At 69.8% G+C, this 16,972-nt stretch carries 16 protein-coding genes and 1 pseudogene; 8 read left to right on the top strand and 9 right to left on the bottom strand.

Annotated features, from left to right (window positions below; all coding sequences use genetic code 11):
- Positions 1 to 4: 4 nt before the first annotated feature.
- The 4 genes from J2X41_RS06000 to coaBC form a co-directional block, all read right to left on the bottom strand.
- Entirely contained in the window at positions 5 to 1,603 is a 1,599-nt protein-coding gene (locus J2X41_RS06000; RefSeq protein ID WP_310080450.1) for a DHA2 family efflux MFS transporter permease subunit, read from the bottom strand.
- A gap of 22 nt (positions 1,604 to 1,625) precedes the next feature.
- The gene (locus J2X41_RS05995) at positions 1,626 to 2,732 is read right to left on the bottom strand and encodes an HlyD family secretion protein (protein WP_310080448.1); all 1,107 of its coding nucleotides are present in this window, start codon (positions 2,730 to 2,732) and stop codon (positions 1,626 to 1,628) included.
- A 240-nt stretch (positions 2,733 to 2,972) separates the two neighbouring features.
- The gene (dut, locus tag J2X41_RS05990) at positions 2,973 to 3,431 is read right to left on the bottom strand and encodes a dUTP diphosphatase (protein WP_310080446.1); all 459 of its coding nucleotides are present in this window, start codon (positions 3,429 to 3,431) and stop codon (positions 2,973 to 2,975) included.
- Positions 3,428 to 4,648 carry a bifunctional phosphopantothenoylcysteine decarboxylase/phosphopantothenate--cysteine ligase CoaBC gene (gene coaBC / locus J2X41_RS05985; RefSeq protein ID WP_310080731.1) on the bottom strand — a complete coding sequence of 407 codons (1,221 nt, stop codon included), beginning with the start codon at positions 4,646 to 4,648 and terminating at the stop codon, positions 3,428 to 3,430. Before coaBC ends, dut begins: the two co-directional genes overlap by 4 nt.
- Before the next feature lie 163 nt (positions 4,649 to 4,811).
- On the opposite strand from coaBC, the gene J2X41_RS05980 reads away from it, so the two are divergent.
- Positions 4,812 to 5,393, top strand: coding sequence for a hypothetical protein (locus tag J2X41_RS05980; protein WP_310080444.1), 582 nt, complete (start codon positions 4,812 to 4,814; stop codon positions 5,391 to 5,393).
- Between the two features lie 450 nt (positions 5,394 to 5,843).
- Here J2X41_RS05980 and ubiB read toward each other — a convergent pair whose 3' ends face one another.
- Together ubiB and J2X41_RS05970 are read right to left on the bottom strand one after the other, a co-directional pair.
- Positions 5,844 to 7,364, bottom strand: a complete 1,521-nt coding sequence (ubiB, locus tag J2X41_RS05975) for a 2-polyprenylphenol 6-hydroxylase (protein WP_310080442.1) — start codon at positions 7,362 to 7,364, stop codon at positions 5,844 to 5,846.
- Positions 7,365 to 7,933: 569 nt separating this feature from the next.
- The gene (locus J2X41_RS05970) at positions 7,934 to 8,560 is read right to left on the bottom strand and encodes a TetR/AcrR family transcriptional regulator (RefSeq protein WP_310080441.1); all 627 of its coding nucleotides are present in this window, start codon (positions 8,558 to 8,560) and stop codon (positions 7,934 to 7,936) included.
- A gap of 124 nt (positions 8,561 to 8,684) precedes the next feature.
- On the opposite strand from J2X41_RS05970, the gene J2X41_RS05965 reads away from it, so the two are divergent.
- From J2X41_RS05965 to J2X41_RS05955, 3 genes and pseudogenes are all read left to right on the top strand, one after another.
- The gene (locus J2X41_RS05965; RefSeq protein WP_310080440.1) at positions 8,685 to 9,563 is read left to right on the top strand and encodes an SDR family oxidoreductase; all 879 of its coding nucleotides are present in this window, start codon (positions 8,685 to 8,687) and stop codon (positions 9,561 to 9,563) included.
- Between the two features lie 172 nt (positions 9,564 to 9,735).
- Complete coding sequence (locus J2X41_RS05960) at positions 9,736 to 10,161, top strand: MarR family winged helix-turn-helix transcriptional regulator (protein WP_310080438.1); 426 nt, start codon at positions 9,736 to 9,738, stop codon at positions 10,159 to 10,161.
- 47 nt (positions 10,162 to 10,208) lie between these two features.
- A pseudogene (locus tag J2X41_RS05955) lies at positions 10,209 to 10,964 on the top strand (NADPH-dependent F420 reductase); the annotation flags it as partial.
- Between the two features lie 45 nt (positions 10,965 to 11,009).
- Here J2X41_RS05955 and J2X41_RS05950 read toward each other — a convergent pair.
- Positions 11,010 to 11,768, bottom strand: a complete 759-nt coding sequence (locus tag J2X41_RS05950; protein ID WP_310080436.1) for a class I SAM-dependent methyltransferase — start codon at positions 11,766 to 11,768, stop codon at positions 11,010 to 11,012.
- A 188-nt stretch (positions 11,769 to 11,956) separates the two neighbouring features.
- Here J2X41_RS05950 and mutM point away from each other — a divergent pair, with 188 nt between their 5' ends.
- Positions 11,957 to 12,820 (top strand): bifunctional DNA-formamidopyrimidine glycosylase/DNA-(apurinic or apyrimidinic site) lyase, encoded by an 864-nt coding sequence (mutM, locus tag J2X41_RS05945; RefSeq protein WP_310080434.1) that lies wholly within the window; start codon positions 11,957 to 11,959, stop codon positions 12,818 to 12,820.
- Between the two features lie 138 nt (positions 12,821 to 12,958).
- On the opposite strand, the gene J2X41_RS05940 is transcribed toward mutM, so the two are convergent.
- Positions 12,959 to 13,438, bottom strand: a complete 480-nt coding sequence (locus J2X41_RS05940) for an AtaL-like protein (RefSeq protein WP_310080432.1) — start codon at positions 13,436 to 13,438, stop codon at positions 12,959 to 12,961.
- A 4-nt stretch (positions 13,439 to 13,442) separates the two neighbouring features.
- Complete coding sequence (locus J2X41_RS05935; protein ID WP_310080429.1) at positions 13,443 to 14,321, bottom strand: NmrA/HSCARG family protein; 879 nt, start codon at positions 14,319 to 14,321, stop codon at positions 13,443 to 13,445.
- 99 nt (positions 14,322 to 14,420) lie between these two features.
- Between J2X41_RS05935 and J2X41_RS05930 the strand changes: the two genes are divergently transcribed.
- The 3 genes from J2X41_RS05930 (at position 14,421) to rpsT (ending at position 16,603) form a co-directional block, all read left to right on the top strand.
- Positions 14,421 to 15,314, top strand: a complete 894-nt coding sequence (locus J2X41_RS05930; protein WP_310080427.1) for a LysR family transcriptional regulator — start codon at positions 14,421 to 14,423, stop codon at positions 15,312 to 15,314.
- A gap of 86 nt (positions 15,315 to 15,400) precedes the next feature.
- On the top strand, positions 15,401 to 16,189 hold the full coding sequence (locus J2X41_RS05925) for an enoyl-CoA hydratase (protein WP_310080425.1): 789 nt from the start codon (positions 15,401 to 15,403) through the stop codon (positions 16,187 to 16,189).
- Positions 16,190 to 16,327: 138 nt separating this feature from the next.
- Positions 16,328 to 16,603, top strand: a complete 276-nt coding sequence (gene rpsT / locus J2X41_RS05920; RefSeq protein ID WP_028039687.1) for a 30S ribosomal protein S20 — start codon at positions 16,328 to 16,330, stop codon at positions 16,601 to 16,603.
- Positions 16,604 to 16,972: the final 369 nt, after the last annotated feature.

Here is a 16,972-nt window from a genome sequence, read left to right as displayed (position 1 = left end):
GGCATCAGTGGGCGTCCGAAGGCGGGGGAGGGGCGTTCCTGGCCGGCTTGGCCAGCAGCGAGACGACGGCGGCGACGAAACAGCCATAGGCCAGCAGGGTGAAGCTGTCGCCGAAGGCCAGCACCGTGGCCTGCTGGCTGAGCATGCCGCCGATGGCCTTGCGCGTGGCGCCGTCCGGATCGGCGACGCCCAGCTGCTGCATGCGCGCGGCCAGGCCCGTCATCATGCCGGCGATCCGGGCGTCGCCCTGGCCCAGCTCGTCCGACAGGCCCATGTAGTACAGCGCCGTCTGGTTGGTGATCGTCGTGGCCAGCAGGGCCAGGCCGACCGCGCCGCCGGTGTTGCGCGCCAGGTTCACCAGGCCCGAGGCGTTCTTGACCATGTGCGGGGGCAGGGTGCTCATCGTCACCTGCTGGGTGGCGATCATCGCGATCATCACGCCCACGCCGCGGCAGGCCTGGACCCCGGCGAACTCCCAGAAGCCCCAGTCCTTGGTCACGCCGTGGGCCATGTACATGCCGAAGCCCGCCAGCATGAAGCCGATGCACATCGGGATGCGCGGGTCCATCTGGCGCACCAGCCGGCCGGCGATCGGCCCCGTGGCGAACATCGACAGGCCCGAGACCACCATGGTGGTGCCGACCTCCGAGGCCGAATAGTGCCGCACCCGGCCCAGGAACTGCGGCAGCAGGAAGGTGCCGCCGAACAGGCTGGCGCCCGACACCGCAGTCATGGCCACGCCGACGCTGAAGTTGCGGTTGGCGAAGGCCCGCAGCTCGACGATCGGGTTGCGATAGCTCAGCGACCGCCAGACGAAGACCACGCCGGCGACGCAGGCCAGCACCGCCAGGCCCAGGATGCCGCTGTCCTCGAACCAGCCGTCCTTGGAGCCCTCCTCCAGCACGAACTGCATGCTCATCAGGAAGGTGGCCATGACCGCGAGGCCGAACCAGTCGAAGCCCTTGGCCAGGCTGGGGTCGCCCTTGTCGAACTGGCCCCAGCGGGCCACGCCGAACAGCACGACCAGACCGGTCGGCACGTTGATGAAGAACAGCCAGCGCCAGCTGAGCCACTCGGTCAGGTGGCCGCCCAGGGTCGGGCCGACCGTCGGGGCCAGGGTGACGATCAGGCCCATGATCACGCTGGCCGTGACCCGCCGCTCGGGCGGGAAGGCGGTGAAGGCCACGGCGAACACCGTCGGGATCATCGCCCCGCCGATGAAGCCCTGCAGGGCCCGGGTCAGGATCATCATGTCGATCGACGAGGACAGGCCCGTCAGCACGCTCATGACGATGAAGCCGGTGCACGACATCAGGTAGACGCGCTGCGTCCCCCACAGCCGCGACAGGTATCCCGACAGCGGGATCATCACCACCTCGGGGATCAGGTAGGCGGTCTGGATCCAGCTGACCTGGTCGGCGCTGGCGCCCACCCCGGCCTGGATCTGCGGCAGCGAGGCCGCCACGATCTGGATGTCGAGAATGGCCATGAACTGGCCGATGACCATGGCCCCGAAGCCGAGGAGCAGCTTGCCCCAGTCGATGTCGGCCGCCGGCGCGGCGGCGGGGGGCGCGGATTGGGCAGGAAGGGCGGCGTCGGTCATGGCGGCGATCCGAACCGGCGCCCTAGCGCGCCTGGCCTCGTTGGGCGTACTGGGCCGCGCCCGGTAGGCCGGCCTCGGCGAAGGTCGGGCCCGAGCGGTCGCGGACGTCGACCTTGACGTCGACCGACAGACCGGGGCGCAGGGCCGAGCCGAGCGGCGACCTGTCGACCACGATCTTCACCGGCAGGCGCTGGGTGATCTTGGTGAAGTTGCCCACGGCGTTCTCGACCGGGATCAGGGCGAACTCCTGGCCGGTGGCCGGGGCGAAGCTGTCCAGCTTGCCGTGGATCACGCTCTTGCCGAAGGCGTCGGCATGGATCTCGACCGGCTGGCCGACGCGCAGGCGGCCGACCTGGGTCTCCTTGAAGTTGGCGACGATGTAGCCCTGGCCGACCGGGACGATCGACATCAGGGCCACGCCCGGTTGGACCAGCTGGCCGGGGCGCACGGCGCGGGCCCCGACCACGCCGGCGGCGGGGGCGCGGATCACGGTGCGGTCCAGGTCGATGCGGGCCTGCTCGACGGCGGCCCTGGCGGCGGCGGCCTGGGCCACGGTCTGGGCGCGGGCCGAGCCCAGGGATTGGGCGGCGCGGCGCTCGGCCTCCAAGGCCGCCTGGGCGCTCTGGACGGCGGCGGCCGACTGGGCGGCGGCGGCCTGGGTGGTCTGGACCTTCTGGGTCGAGACCCAGCCCTGCTGGGCCAGGGCGTCGTAGCGGACCAGGTCGGCCTTGGCGCGGCCCTGGTCGGCCTGGGCGCTGGCCACCCCGGCGGCGCGCTGGGCGATCATCGCCTGTTCCAGGACGGCCTTGTCGTCAACGCCCGTGATGGCGGCTTCCAGCGCCTGGGCGTTGGCGATCGCCTGGTCAAGCTTGGCCTGCAACGGGGCGGGGTCGATGCGGGCGACGACCTGGCCGGCCTCGACGCGCTGGTTGTCGGCCACCAGAACCTCGGCGACATAGCCGGAGACCTGCGGGCTGACCTGCACGGTGTCGGCCTGGACGAAGGCGTTGTCGGTGCTTTCGTAGCGCTGCTTGTCGACGAACCACAGCCCGCCGCCGACGACCAGCGCCACGACGGCGACGCCGCCGACGATCAGGGGAACGAGCTTCTTGTTGGGGGCGGCGGCCATGGACGAGGGATCCCGAATTCAACCCGATGGACCGGGCGATATATCGGACCTTCGTCCCGGGCAAGGGATAAATGGACGCATCCGTCCAGAAATCAACCGGGTGCGGAAGGAAAACTCAAGGTCGCGTCATCAGGTCGCGCGAGCGGGAGGGCCGGGCGCTCGGGACCGCCCATGAACGCCCACCGCCCGCCTTCGCGTCCCGCGCTCTGGTCGGCGGTCGCCGCGCCCCACCTCGTCCAGCTACTTCGCGCCGGTCGAGCCGAAGCCGCCCGCGCCGCGCGCCGTCTCGTCCAGGCTGGTCGTCAGCCCCCACGAGGCCTGGACCACCGGGGCGATCACCAGTTGGGCGATGCGGTCGCCGCGGCGGATGGTGAAGTCCTCCTCGCCCAGATTGATCAGGATCACCTTCACCTCGCCGCGATAGTCGCTGTCGATGGTGCCGGGGGTGTTCAGGCAGGTGACGCCGGCCTTGGCCGCCAGGCCCGAGCGCGGCCGCACCTGGGCCTCGAAGCCCAGCGGCACGGCGAAGGCCAGGCCGGTGGGGACCATGAACCGGGCGCCGGGCTTCAGCACCAGCGGCGCGTCCTCGGCCACCGCCGCCCGCAGGTCCATGCCGGCCGCGCCGTTGGTCTCGTAGGCGGGGAGGGGCAGGCCCTGGGCGTGGGGCAGCTGGACGACGGGGATGTGCGGCGTGGTCATGAAAGGCTCGTTGTCAGGTATTGGGCTATGCGTTGGGCGAGGTCGCGGGCCACCGAGTCCTTGGCGGCCCGCGTCCAGCGTTCGGTCTTGTGCTTGGAGATCAGCAGGACGGCGTTTTCGTCGCCGCCCATCACGCCGGGCTCGGTGACGTCGTTGGCGATGATCCAGTCGCAGCCCTTGCGCGCCAACTTGGCGCGGGCGTGGGCCTCGACGTCGTTGGTCTCGGCCGCGAAGCCGATCACCAGTTTCGGACGCCTCGGCCCGGAGGCCGACAGGGTGGCCAGGATGTCCGGGTTCTCGACGAAGGTCAGGGCGGGCGGTCCGCCCTTGTCCTTCTTCAGCTTGACGCCGAACACCTCGTCGATGCGCCAGTCGGCGACGGCGGCCACGAACACCCCGACATCGGCGGGCAGGGCGGCCTGGCAGGCGGCCAGCATGTCGCGGGCGGTCTCGACGTCGACCCGGTCGACCCCCAGCGGGGTAGGCAGGGCCACCGGACCGCTGACCAGGGTGACCCGCGCGCCCAGCTTGGCCAGGGCGCCGGCGATGGCGTAGCCCTGGCGGCCGCTGGAACGGTTGGTGATCCCGCGCACCGGGTCGATCGGCTCGAAGGTCGGCCCGGCGGTGACCAGGGCGTGCTTGCCGGCCAAAGGTCGCGCAGCGGGCCCTTCAAGGGCCGCCATGACCGCCTCGAAGATCACCGGCGGCTCGGCCAGCCGGCCCGGGCCGAATTCGCCGCAGGCCATGGCGCCCTCGTCGGGACCGACGAACAGCACGCCGTCGGCCTTCAGGGTCTCGATGTTGCGCCGGGTCGCCGGGTGCAGCCACATCCGCACGTTCATGGCCGGGGCCATCAGCACGGGCTTGTCGGTCGCCAGCAAGGTGGTGGACGCCAGGTCGCCGGCCAGGCCGTGGGCGGCCTTAGCGATCAGGTCGGCGGTCGCCGGGACCACCACCACCAGGTCGGCCGAGCGCGACAGCTCGATATGGCCCATCTCGGCCTCGTCGGTCAGCGAGAACAGCTCGCCATAGACCTTGTCCTCGGCCAGGGCGGCGAGGGTGAGGGGGGTGACGAACTCGGCGCCGGCCTTGGTCAGGATCGGCCGCACGGCTACCCCGGCCTTGCGCAGCAGGCGCGTCAGCTCCAGCGCCTTATAGGCGGCGATGCCGCCGCCGACGACCAGAAGAACCCGCCTTGTGGCGGTGGAGTCGGTCATGAAGTCGGTCATGGGGTCGGCCTCCGGCGCGTCTCCCCAGGCGCATAGAGCGACGCGGCGTCCAGCGTAAGCCCCCATGCGCAAAAAACCTTAACGGGGACTCGACATCCGTTCCGTCTTCGTTCTTACTCTCCAAAGTAGAGGAAACATTCGGAGATCGATCATGACGGTACGGCGTGCATCCTGGTTTCCGGCCGTGGCGGCCGCCGGCCTGGCCCTGGGTCTGGCCGCCTGCGACGGCGGCGCCTCGGCGGTGAAGGCGCCCAAGGCGGGCGACGTGGCCACCGCCGCCGAGCCGGCGTCCGACCGCGACGCGCCTTCCTATGGCGGCGGGGCCTATGATAGCGCGCCGACCCGACCCGATCCGCGCGACGCGCCAGTACGCAAGGTGGCGGGCAAGCCGATGTGGGCGGCCAACCGCACGCGCACGGCCGAGGAGAACGCCCAGCGCGGCTTCGAGCGCTATGGCGCCGACTTCGCCGCCGTCGACGTCGACGACTATGTGCGCAAGACCCACGCCTTCGTCGCCCATCCGCCGGCCGGAGCCCAGACCCTGACTCGGGCCAATGGCGACACCCTGATCTATGACCCCGCGGCTAACGTCTTCGCGGTGGTCACCAAGGCCGGGGCGCCGCGCACCATGTTCAAGCCCGACGACGGCGCGGCCTATTGGGCGACGCAGAAGACCGGCCAGTCCCGGCGCACGGCCTCGACGCGGGATCGGGCGGCAAGCGCCGACAGCTAAGAGGTTCCCACAAGCGCGCCTGGGGGAAGGCGCCGAGGCGAGGGCGGCCGCGCCGACCCCGCCTCGTCACCCCGGTCGGCCCTGCCGGCGACTGGGACCCAGGGGCGGTGCGCAACGCCCCTGGGCGAGCTTGTCGAGGTCAAGAGCATCGGCCTGCTCGGGCCTCTGCCGGAGGAGAGAAGGTGGGGCAGGGCCAAGAGCGGCTGTCATCCCGGACGAGCGCGCAGCGCGAAGATCCGGGACCGGAGCGTGAACGCAGGCGCTTCCTGTGGGCCCAGATCGGCGCTCGGCTTCGTCGAGTTTGTCCGGGACGACGGTTTTGGCGCGGAACATTTGGCGCGAAACTATAGGCGACGGTCGTGCTTGAGAACGGGAGGAATGGGCGACGACGGTTTTCGTCGGCTTGCTGCGGGTGTCGGCGCGAGCGCGTGATCCGTGGAGGCGCCGACCCTAGACCAACCAGGCCCCCGCCGCGAAGGCCAGGCCCGCCACCGCCGCGCCGGCCAGGAACCACAGCAGCGGCCGGGAGGGGCGCGGCTGGACCACGGCGACGGCCGGAACGACGGGCGCCTCGGCCAGGCGGGCCAGGGCGCGGATCGCCTGGGCGGCCTCGTCGGCGAAGGCTCGAACCTTGGCGGCCGGCGACAGCTCGCGGGCGATCCAGCGGCGCACCACCGGGTCGGCGGCGGCCCACAGGTCGTGGGTCGGGTCGATGCGCCGGGCCACGCCCTCGACCGTGACCATGGTCTTCTGCAGCAACACCAGCTCGGGCCGCAGGGCCATGTCGAACAGGGCGGTGATCTCGAACAGCTGGGCCAGCAGCCTGCCCATCGACACGTCGCTGGCGTCGCGGCCGAACACCGGTTCGCCCACCGCCCGCAGGGCCTGGGCGAAGGCGTCGCGATCCTGGTGGGCGGGCACGTAGCCGGCGTCGAAATGGATCGCCGCCACGCGCGGATAGTCGCGATTGAGGAAACCGTACAGGATCTCGGCCAGGTACTTGCGCTCGGCCGGGCCCAGGCGGCCCAGGATGCCGTAATCGACCGCGACGATCGCGGCGACCCCTCCCTGAACTGGGGCGCTGACGAACAGGTTGCCCTCGTGCAGGTCGGCGTGGAACAGGCCATGATCCAGGGCCTGGGCCAGGAAGCCGCGCGTCACCGCCTCGGCCAGGGCCTTGCGGTCCAGGCCCGGCTGCTCCAGCGCGGCCGGGTCCGAAAGGGCCAGGCCCGGGGCCCAGGTCAGGGTGAGGAACCGCTTGCCGACCCCGTCCCACACCACGTCGGGCGCGCGCATATAGGGGTCGCGCTTCATGGCCTCGCCCAGCTCGGCGCAGCCGGCGGCCTCGAACCGCAGGTCCAGCTCCAGGTCCAGGGCTCGGATCACCACCTCGACGAACTCGCGCGGCCGCAGGCGGCGGGCCGCCGGGGCCAGGCGCTCGGCCAGGCTGGCGGCCAGGCGCAGGGCGGCGCTGTCGCGCGCCACCTGGCGCTCGACGCCGGGCCGCAGCACCTTGACCGCCACCGGCGTGCCGTCCAGCAGGGTCGCGGCATGGGCCTGGGCCAGGGAGGCGGCGGCGATCGAGGCGTCGAAGCGGGCGTAGAGGCTGTCCAGCGGCGCGCCCAGGCCGCGCGCGACCTCGGCCTTGGCCACCTCCAGCGGGAAGGCCGGCAGGCGGTCCTTCAGGTGCGACAGGTCCTCGGCGAACGCCGCGCCGAAGATGTCGGCGCGGGTCGACAGGAACTGGCCCATCTTGATGGCGGCCGGACCCTCGCGCTCCAGCACCCGCGCCAGGCGCTCGCCTGGCCGGCCCTTGCGGGCGGCCGGGCCGGCGAACAGCCGCAGCGCCCGTCCCGCCAGCCGCGCCGATGGCGGCAGGATCGGTTCGACCTCGCGCGGGACCAGGGCGTCGGCCCGGACCAGGGCCCAGCCGGTGGCGATCAGGCGCAGGCATGCGGCGACCCGGCTCATGCGGCGAAGGTCTCGATCGGCAGGCGACGGGCAGGCGGGAAAAAGCTCATGTCCCGGCCTGAAAGCCCGCTCCGCGCGCTCCGGTCAAGGCCGCTTTCACCGCTGACCGGCTAGGCCCCGCGAAAAGCGGCGCAGGAAACCCTTGGCAGGACATGACCGAGTGGGTGTTCGGCCCTCGGCAGCCCATCAAAACGTCTGCTCCAAGGGCGGACTCTCGGGAAGGCGTGCCTTAGGCGCTCTCGACGGTTGGGCGTTTCGCGTACAGGCGCTGCCCTCGTCCTTCGACAGGCTCAGGATGAGGGCTACGGTTGATGAGGGCCACGGGTGAGCTTACCGCTTCTCCAACAGACAAGGGGTTCAGTAGAATTCCTCATCCTGAGCTTGTCGAAGGACGAGGAATTCGGCCCAAGACCACTGACTGTCCACGGAGCCTGCAGGCGATAGCCTAGGCGCAGTGATCCGCCTTTACCGAATTCCGCGCCCCAACGCTATTCACGCTGGGTATCCCGGAGTGACTCCGGAATCGTCCGCGACACGGCGGCCTGACAACCGCCGGCGAGCGCGAAGCTTCAGGCTCCAGCGCTCGCCACGGCGCTGTCGATCAACAGCTTGGCCGCATCGCGGTTCGCCTCCGCCACGAGCGGGTCGCGGGTCGATTGCGCCATCACGATCGCGCCCTGGATCAGCGACAGGATCTGCATCACGGTCCTTTCAGGCCTGTTCAGGCCCAAGGGCTCGACCAGCGCGGCGACAAGGTCGTGCAGGTCCTTGAAATAGGCGGTGATGGTCGCCTGGACGTCCGGGGCGTCGGCATCCGGTCCGAACTCGGCCATTCCCTTGACGAAAGGACAGCCGCGGAAGGCCGGCGAGCGGAAAGGCCCGTCCAGCGCGTCGAAAATGGCGAGGATGCGCTCCGATGGAGAGAGTCCGGGTCTCTCCGTCGCCGTTTCAAGCATCTGGAACCAGAGGGCGCTCTTGTGGCGCAGATAGGTCGCGACGAGGTCGGCTTTCGACGGAAAGTGCTTGTAGAACGTCATCTTGGCCACGCCGCTTTCGGCGATGATGCGGTCGATCCCCACGGAGTGGACGCTGAACCGGTAGAACAGGTCCGAAGCCGTTTTCAGGATCCGCTCTCGCGGGGCGAGGGCGGCCAGCGGTTGCGTCTCCAGGTCCGCGAACCCCGTCACGTCGGCCATGTCCATCCTCGCGCCTCGAAGCACCAGTTCGTAAACAGACTAGTCTGTCTATTTGTTCTTGGCAAAGACAGACAGATCTGTCTATCTAGGTTGCGACACCCCCTCGGATGGAAAGACAAGATCGATGAGCGGAAAAATTGTCGTTGTGACCGGCGCCAGCAGCGGGTTCGGGAGGCTGACGGCCCTGGAGCTCGCGCGGCGCGGGCACGTCGTGGTGGCGACCATGCGCGACGTCGGTGGGCGAAACGACCCTGTCCGGCGCGAGCTCGTCGAGGCGGCGAAGGCGGGAGGCCATGCGCTGCAGGTCCTCGAAATGGACGTCGCCGACGAGGCGTCGGTCAAGTCGGCGATCGACCAGGTCATCGCGCAGCACGGAAAGATCGACGTCCTGGTCAACAACGCCGGCGTCATGGCCGTCGGGGTCACCGAGGCCTACACGGTGGCCGACATCGAACGGCAGTTCGCGGTCAATTTCTTCGGCGCCGTGCGCGCCGACCGCGCCGTCCTGCCGCATATGCGCGCCGCCGGCGGCGGGCTTCTCGTCCACGTCACGTCTCTGATGGGGCGCGTGGTCGCCCCCTTCTTCGGCGTCTATTCGGCGAGCAAGTTCGCGCTCGAGGCGCTGGCCGAAGCCTATCGCTACGAACTGTCGAGCTTTGGCGTCGACTCGGTCATCGTCGAGCCAGGCCCGTTCCCCAGCAACCTTCTCCCGTCCAGCCCGGAGCCCTCCGACCGGGGCGTGCTGGCGACCTATGGCGAGGTCGCGGCGATCCCCGGCCAGATCAAGGCCCACGCCGGCGACGGCGACGATCCGGCCAACCCGCCCCGACCCCAGCGGGTCGCCGACGCCATCGCCCGGCTGGTCGAGGCCACGGACCGGCGGCCGTTGCGGACCGTCGTCATGCCTGAGGGTCTGGATTTCGGCGTCGAGCAGTTGAACGCGGCCGTGGCCCCGATCCAGAACGGCCTCCTCAGCGCCATGGGCATGTCGAGCATGATCTGAAGCGCCGGGGCGGCGGGCAGCGCCTGCCTGCCGCCCCGCTTCCACGTCGTCTGAGCGTCGCGCCACCAGCCCATTGCGGCGCTCGTGGCGAGGTGAATGCCGGCAGGCGGGTTGAAGCAGGTGTTAGAGTCATTATCTAGAGCACTAGATAATTGTGCGCTAGGAACCAGACGTGACACGGCGTAGCACGGCGACCCAACTCTCCTTCTCGCTCCACAGCGCCGCCAACCGCATGGTGCGCCTGCACAAGCCGATCCTGGAGCCTCTCGGCCTGACCTTCCCCCAGTACCTGGTCGTCCTCGAACTGCTGGACGGCGGGCCGCGCACCGTGGGCGCGCTCGGCGCCGCCTTGGACATGGACACCGGGACCATCACCCCCCTGGTCAAGCGCCTGGAAGCGGCGGGGCGGGTGAGCCGCACCCGGGACGCCAAGGACGAACGCCGGGTCATGGTCGACCTGACGCCCGTCGGTCGTTCCCTGGAGGCGGCGGTCCGTGGCGTCACCGGACAGATCAAGACCGCGTGCCAGCTGACCGATGAAGGTCTCGACGACCTTCGACGCACCCTAGACGCCCTGGCGATCGCGCCTCGGGGCTGACATGAGCCGGCGCTGATGCGTCGGCTGACACCCCTACCCTTGCGGAAAGAAACGGCATGAAGATCGGCGTCATCGGGACAGGCAACATCGGCGGCGCGCTCGCCGGCAAGCTGCGCGCGGCGGGTCACGAGGTGCGCGTCGCCAACTCGCGCGGCGTGGAAGGCGTGCGCGCCTTCGCCGAAAAGGTCGGCGCGACGCCGGTCGACATACGGGGCGCGGTCGAGGGCGTGGACGCGGTGATCCTGTCCATCCCGTTTCCCGCCGTGGCCGACCTGCCGAAGGACCTGTTCGACGGCTTGCCGCCGGCCGCGCCGGTGATCGACACCGGCAACTACTATCCTGGCCTGCGCGACCCCCAGATCGCCGAGATCGACGGCGGGATGGTGGAAAGCGTCTGGGTGTCGCGCCAGATCGCCCGCCCGGTCGTCAAGGCGTTCAACAACATCCTGGCCTATTCCCTCGCCGACCTGGGGCGTCCCCCCGGCGCGAGCGACCGCCTGGCCGTCGCCATCGCCGGCGACGACCCGGACGCCAAGGCCCTCGTCGCCGGCCTGGTCAACGACGTGGGCTTCGACCCGGTCGACGCCGGTCCCCTGGCCGAGTCCTGGCGCCAGCAGCCCTCGACGCCGGTCTATTGCTGCGACTGGAACGCGGAGAAGACCCGCGAAGCCCTGGCCCTGGCCCGCCCCGGCGAGGCCCCGGCGAAGCGCGACGCGATGATGGAGACCCTTGCGAAGCTTGGGCCAAGTCCCACCCACGCCGACATCGTGGCGTCCAACCGCGTCACGAACGCCCCGAGCTAGGCGGAAGCGGAGCGCGCGAGCCGCAGGGCCGCGTCGGCCCGGACCCTAGATCGCCCAGCCCTGGTGCATCGCCGCGACGCCGCCGGTGAAGTTGGTGATCGTCACCCGCTTGAAGCCGGCGTTCTCCATCATGCCGGCGAAGGTCTTCTGGTCGGGGAAGCGGCGGATGCTCTCGACCAGGTACTGGTAGGCGTCGCGGTCCTTGGCCAGCCATTCGCCGAACTGCGGGATCAGCTTGAAGGAATAGGCGTCGTAGGCTTTCGCGAGCGCCTCGGTCACCGGCTTGGAGAACTCCAGGCACAGGAACCGGCCGCCGGGCTTGAGCACCCGCCGGGCCTCACGCAGGGCCGCGTCGATGTCGGTGACGTTGCGGATGCCGAACGAGATCACATAGGCGTCGGCATGGGCGTCGGGCAGCGGCAGGCGTTGGGCGTCGCCCACGGTCCAGGTGATTTCGGGCGCGCCGCCCTTTTCGATGCCGGCGGCGATCATCTCGGCGTTGTAGTCGATGATGTGGACGGCGGCGTCCGGGCCGCCCCGGCGCTCCTGGGCCTGGCGGGCCATCTTGGCGAAGCGGCGGGCCATGTCGCCGGTGCCGCCGGCGCAGTCGATGATGATCTCGCCCGGCTGCGGGTTCAGGCGCGCGGCGACCGCGTCCTTCCACAGCCGGTGCACCCCGCCGCTCATCACGTCGTTCATCAGGTCGTAGTTCTTGGCGACCCGGTCGAACACGCCGCGCACCAGTCCGGCCTTGGCCGAGGGATCGACGTCCTTGAATCCGAAGGTGGCGGAGGCCTTGGTCATGTCATTGCTCGAATTTGGCGCTCGAAATAGCCGTGGAGACGGTTCGTGGCGCACGGCCCCGTCGTCAGGTTCTTATAGCCGCCCGTGTCCGTCCGTCACCGGTTTTGCGCGGGACCCTTCCGGCTAGCCCTAGGAACCGCGCGTCGAATGACCGATATCTGGCGGCCCTTTCCCGCCCGAGGTCCGCCTTGCCCGAACTGCCCGAAGTCGAGACCGTGCGCCGCGGCCTGGAGCCCGTCCTGGCCGGCGCCCGCCTGGCCCGCGTGCGCGCCAACCGTCCCGACCTGCGCTTTCCGCTGCCCGACGGCTTCGTCCAGCGGCTGACGGGCGCGAGGATCCTGCGGCTGGACCGCCGGGCCAAGTACCTGCTGGCCCCGCTCGACCGGGGCGACACCCTGGTGATGCACCTGGGCATGACCGGGCGTTTCGAGATCGCCGCCCCGGAAGGCGCCACCCGGCCCGGCGACTTCGCCCGCCAGGTCACGCCCGACGACAAGCACGCACATGTGGTGTTCGAGACCGAAAACGGGGCGGTGGTCACCTATTACGACCCGCGCCGGTTCGGCTTCATGGACCTGGTCGCCACCGACCGGCTGGACCGCCACCCCTGGTTCACGGCCATGGGGCCCGAGCCCCTAAGCGAGGCCTTCGACGCCAGGACCCTGGTCGCCGCCTTCAACGGCCGCAAGCAGGGGCCCAAGACCCTGCTGCTGGACCAGAAGACCGTCGCCGGCCTGGGCAACATCTATGTCTGCGAGGCCCTGCACCGGGCCCATATCTCGCCGTTCAAGCCGGCCGGGATGATCGCCGGCAAGCGGCTGGGCCCGCTGACGACGGCGATCAAGGACGTGCTGGCCGAGGCGGTCGAGGTCGGCGGCTCGTCCCTGAAGGACTTCGCGGCGGCCGACGGGGCCCTGGGCTATTTCCAGCACCGCTTCCGGGTCTATGACCGCGAGGGCCAGCCCTGCCCCACGCCGGGCTGCAAGGGCGTGATCGCCCGCGAGGTCCAGGCCGGCCGCTCGACCTTCTTCTGCCCGGTCTGCCAGGTCTAAAGCAAGCCGCGCGATAAGGATCGCACGGCTTGCTCTAGCTTTTTGTTTTCGCATCGCTTTTGCGGAAAACCGGCGTCCACTTTTCCGCGCGATGCTCTAGGCGGGACGGCCTCCGGGGAGACGGTCCCGCCTAGGCTGTCAGGCTTGCAGCGAGCCCTCGGCGACCAGTTCGCGAGTGCGCTTCAGCGTCGACAGCAGGGCGGCCCGGTAGCCCGTGTCGCCGTTGAACTGCGCCTGCTCGGCCTGCTCCTCCGGTCCGTTCGGCGTTTTGCCGCGCAGGCCGAGATAGCAGTAGAAGCGCAGCTGCAGCGCGCCGGCCTCGTCCTCGAAGAGTTCGTTGACGATGGCGCCTTCGCGCGGTCCCGCGGCCTGGAAGAAGGTGACCTTGCCCTGGGGTTCCAGGGCGACGATCTCGCGCAGGTCGACGCCGCCGATCGTGGCGTCGCGGACGAAGTGGGTCGCGCTTTCCTCCACGACGTCACAGCGGGTGCAGAGGCCCGGCGGCAGGAACAGCCGGGCGTCGCGGGCCTTGAGCTCTAGGCCGGCCCACGCCTGGGCGCGGGTCAGCTTGGTTTCGCCTTCCGGGTTCACCGGAACGGTGGCGGTCGAATAGATCATGGCCTCAGTCCTTGCCGGCGGTCGCGGCGATCTGGGCCGCGAACTCGCGATAGCTGTGCAGCGGGCGGCCCAGGATGGCGGTCAGGCGCTCGACGTCGCCGGCCTCGGGAAGCATGCCGTCGCCGACGAAGCGCTCGGCCATCAGGCGCATTTCATAGGCCATCCACTTGGGCATGAAGGCGCCCAGGTTCTGCTCGAACCCGCTGGGATCGTCGCCGCCATAGGCGACCGGACGGCCCAGGACGTCGGACCAGATCGCCGCCACGTCCGAGCCGGTCAGGGTGTCGGGGCCGACCAGGTTGAGGGTCTCGGTCGGCAGCTTGCCGGGCGCCTGGTCGCGGCGGATCAGCTCGATCGCGGCGACCTCGGCGATGTCGCGGGCGTCGACCATGGCCAGGCCCTTGCCGCCGATCGGCATCGGATAGAGGCCGTGGTTCAGGACCACGTCCTTGATCGTCAGTTCGTTGTCGATGAAGTAGGCCGGACGCAGGATCGTGGCCGAAAAGCCCATCTGCTGGATCATCCGCTCGGCGCCGGACTTCACCGCGAAGTGCGGCACGTTCACGAAGCGGTCGGCGTGGATCACCGACAGGTAGACGACGCGCTCGACGCCGGACTCGCGGGCGATGTTCAGGGCGATCAGCGCCTGGGTGAATTCGTCGGCCGCCACGGCGTTGAGCAGGAACAGCGTGCGCACGCCGCTGAAGGCGGCGCGCACGGCGTCGATGTCGAGCAGGTCGCCCTGGACGACTTCGACGCCGGCCGGGAAGTCGGCCTTGGCGGGATCGCGGACGAGCACGCGCACGTCGGCGCCGCGCTGGACCAGTTGCTGGACGACTTGGCCGCCGACACGGCCGGTGGCGCCGGTAACGAGGATGGTCATGAGAAAATCTCCGGGGTTCAAGTGACACCGGCAAATTAGCGATCCACAGTTCGTCCAATAGCCGCTAGATCTGGACACTCCGTCTCACTGGTGGAACACATGGACTGGCTGGCCCTCGCCGATTTCAATCTGGTGGCCCGGCATGGCGGGGTCGGCCGCGCCGCCCGCGCCGCCGGACGGCCCAAGGCCACCCTGTCGCGCCGGGTCGCGGAGCTCGAGGCCAGCCTGGGCCTGCGGCTGTTCGAGCGCGGCGGGCGGACGCTGAAGCTCACCCAGGAGGGCCGGACGCTCCACGAACGGACGTCCGCCCTGCTGACCGAGCTCGACGAGACCGCGGCCGGGATCGCGTCCGGCGGCAGCACCCCGCGCGGCTTGCTCCGGGTCAGCGCGCCCTTGCTGTTCTCGCAGATCGCGATGGGACGGCTGGCCGCCGGGTTCGCCCTCAAATATCCGGACATCCGCCTGGAGGTGACGACGGAAGACCGGCCCGTCGACATGGTCGAGGAAGGCTACGACCTGGTGATCCGCGTGAATCCGAATCCGGACGAGACCCTGGTCGGGCGAGCCTTCATGCGCGACCGCCTGGTGGTGGTGGCCAGCCCCGACCTTGTCCGGCCGGCGGACGGCTCGGCCGTCCCCGCCGTCGTGCGCGGGACGGGGTCCGGAATCGAGGCCTGGAAGGTGGCGAGCGCGACCGGACGCTCGACCCTGATGGTCGATCCCGTCCTGGGCCTGTCGTCGATGATCATGGTCCGCGACGCGGTCCGGACCGGCGTCGGCGTCGCGCGGCTTCCGGTGTCGCTGGTCAGTCACGACCTGGCGGCCGGCCGTCTGGCCCATTGGGGCGACGTCGACGGGCCGGAAATCCACCTGTGGACGCTCTACCCTTCGCGCCGCCTGCTCAGCGCGCGGGTCTCGGCGTTTCTCGACCACCTCAAGACCGCCTTCCCCACCGGCGAGCCGCACGAACTGGCCGCCTTCATCGCGGTGTAGGGGGCGGTCGGCGGCGCCCGCTTCCCCAGGGGCTCCCCAACGCCGTCCGGCGCTCTATAACGGCGGCGCGCAACAGGAGACCGCCGATGGCCGCGTACCAGACCCTGATCGTCGAGACCCCGGAGGCCGCGCCCGGCGTGACCCTGATCCGCCTGAACCGGCCCGAGGCGCTGAACGCCCTCAACACCGCCCTGCTGGCTGAGCTAGGTCAAGCCCTGGCGGCGGCCCAGGCCGACGAGGCGATCGGCTGCGTCGTCATCACCGGCTCGGCCAAGGCCTTCGCGGCCGGGGCCGACATCAAGGAAATGTCCGACAAGTCCTACGCCCAGATGTTCAAGGACGACTTCTTCGCCGCCGGGGCCCGGGCGATCGAGGGGACCCGCAAGCCGATCATCGCCGCGGTGGCCGGCTACGCCTTGGGCGGCGGCTGCGAGCTGGCGATGATGTGCGACTTCATCCTGGCCGCCGACACGGCCAAGTTCGGCCAGCCCGAGATCAATCTCGGCGTCGCCCCCGGCATCGGCGGCACCCAGCGCCTGACGCGGCTGGTCGGCAAGTCCAAGGCCATGGACATGATCCTGACCGGCCGGATGATGGGCGCCGAGGAGGCCGAGCGGGCCGGCCTGGCGTCGCGGATCTTCCCGGCCGACACCCTGGTCGACGAGGCCCTGGCCGTGGCCGCCAAGATCGCCGCCCAGTCGCCGCTGGCCACGGCGATGAACAAGGAGCTGGTCAACGCCGCCTATGAGACGACGCTCAGCACGGGCGTTGCGCTGGAGCGGCGCCTGTTTCACTCGCTGTTCGCCTTCGACGACCAGAAGGAAGGCATGGCCGCCTTCGTCGAGAAGCGCAAACCGGCGTTCAAGGGGTCGTGAACCGCCGTCAGGCCGGCGCGCGAGATTTCTAGGTGCTCGGCGATTGACCCAAGGCGGCCGTTCCCGTATATCCGCGCGCTCTTGATTTCTCCTGCTTCGCGGCCGCCCGCGCGGCTGTCCGTTTGAAGGTCCGAACTAATGGCCAATAATCCCGGCGCCAAGAAAGCGATCCGCAAGATCGCTCGTCGCACCGAAGTGAACACCGCTCGCCGTTCGCGCGTGCGCACCTTCCTGCGCAAGTTCGAAGACGCCCTGGCCGCCGGCGACAAGGTCGTCGCCAAGGCCGCGTTCATCGAAGCGCAGTCGGAACTGATGCGCGCCGTCTCCAAGGGCGTCGTCCACCCCAACACCGGCTCGCGCAAGGTTTCGCGCCTGGCGGCTCGCCTGAAGAAGCTTGATCAGGCCGCGGCCTAAATCCAGTTTCTCACCGAACGTCGTTCGGCTAGCGAAATCAAAGACTTAGAAAAGCCGATCGAGGAAACTCGGTCGGCTTTTTCTATTGCGTTTTTTCAAACTGAAGATTGTCCACGAGACATTCCGACGGTTGAGCATCGGGCTCCGAAATAGCATTCCCTTGGCGGGCGCGGACGTCTGTCGAGTCAACAGAAATATCCGCCGACGGACGCAAGTTTTCCGTTTGACCGGCGGGGGCCGCTGGCTAGTTTAAGCGTCTCAACGCTCTTCCAGTCCATGGAGATCACTGGCGGCGGCCGAACCCTTGCGTTCGCCGATCAAGCCCCTGTGTCTTGTGGACAGCGAAGGTTTTGGGGGACGCGGTCGTGC

The sequence above is a fragment of the Caulobacter sp. BE254 genome, from assembly GCF_031457295.1.
Taxonomy (GTDB): Bacteria; Pseudomonadota; Alphaproteobacteria; order Caulobacterales; family Caulobacteraceae; genus Caulobacter.
This window is presented reverse-complemented; position numbering and strand designations above follow the sequence as displayed.

Coding starts and splice junctions, on each gene's coding strand:
- J2X41_RS06000 (WP_310080450.1), bottom strand. CDS start 1,603: ATGACCGACGCCGCCCTTCCTGCCCAATCCGCGCCCCCCGCCGCCGCG.
- J2X41_RS05995 (WP_310080448.1), bottom strand. CDS start 2,732: ATGGCCGCCGCCCCCAACAAGAAGCTCGTTCCCCTGATCGTCGGCGGC.
- dut (WP_310080446.1), bottom strand. CDS start 3,431: ATGACCACGCCGCACATCCCCGTCGTCCAGCTGCCCCACGCCCAGGGC.
- coaBC (WP_310080731.1), bottom strand. CDS start 4,648: ATGACCGACTCCACCGCCACAAGGCGGGTTCTTCTGGTCGTCGGCGGC.
- J2X41_RS05980 (WP_310080444.1), top strand. CDS start 4,812: ATGACGGTACGGCGTGCATCCTGGTTTCCGGCCGTGGCGGCCGCCGGC.
- ubiB (WP_310080442.1), bottom strand. CDS start 7,364: ATGAGCCGGGTCGCCGCATGCCTGCGCCTGATCGCCACCGGCTGGGCC.
- J2X41_RS05970 (WP_310080441.1), bottom strand. CDS start 8,560: ATGGCCGACGTGACGGGGTTCGCGGACCTGGAGACGCAACCGCTGGCC.
- J2X41_RS05965 (WP_310080440.1), top strand. CDS start 8,685: ATGAGCGGAAAAATTGTCGTTGTGACCGGCGCCAGCAGCGGGTTCGGG.
- J2X41_RS05950 (WP_310080436.1), bottom strand. CDS start 11,768: ATGACCAAGGCCTCCGCCACCTTCGGATTCAAGGACGTCGATCCCTCG.
- J2X41_RS05940 (WP_310080432.1), bottom strand. CDS start 13,438: ATGATCTATTCGACCGCCACCGTTCCGGTGAACCCGGAAGGCGAAACC.
- J2X41_RS05935 (WP_310080429.1), bottom strand. CDS start 14,321: ATGACCATCCTCGTTACCGGCGCCACCGGCCGTGTCGGCGGCCAAGTC.
- J2X41_RS05930 (WP_310080427.1), top strand. CDS start 14,421: ATGGACTGGCTGGCCCTCGCCGATTTCAATCTGGTGGCCCGGCATGGC.
- J2X41_RS05925 (WP_310080425.1), top strand. CDS start 15,401: ATGGCCGCGTACCAGACCCTGATCGTCGAGACCCCGGAGGCCGCGCCC.
- rpsT (WP_028039687.1), top strand. CDS start 16,328: ATGGCCAATAATCCCGGCGCCAAGAAAGCGATCCGCAAGATCGCTCGT.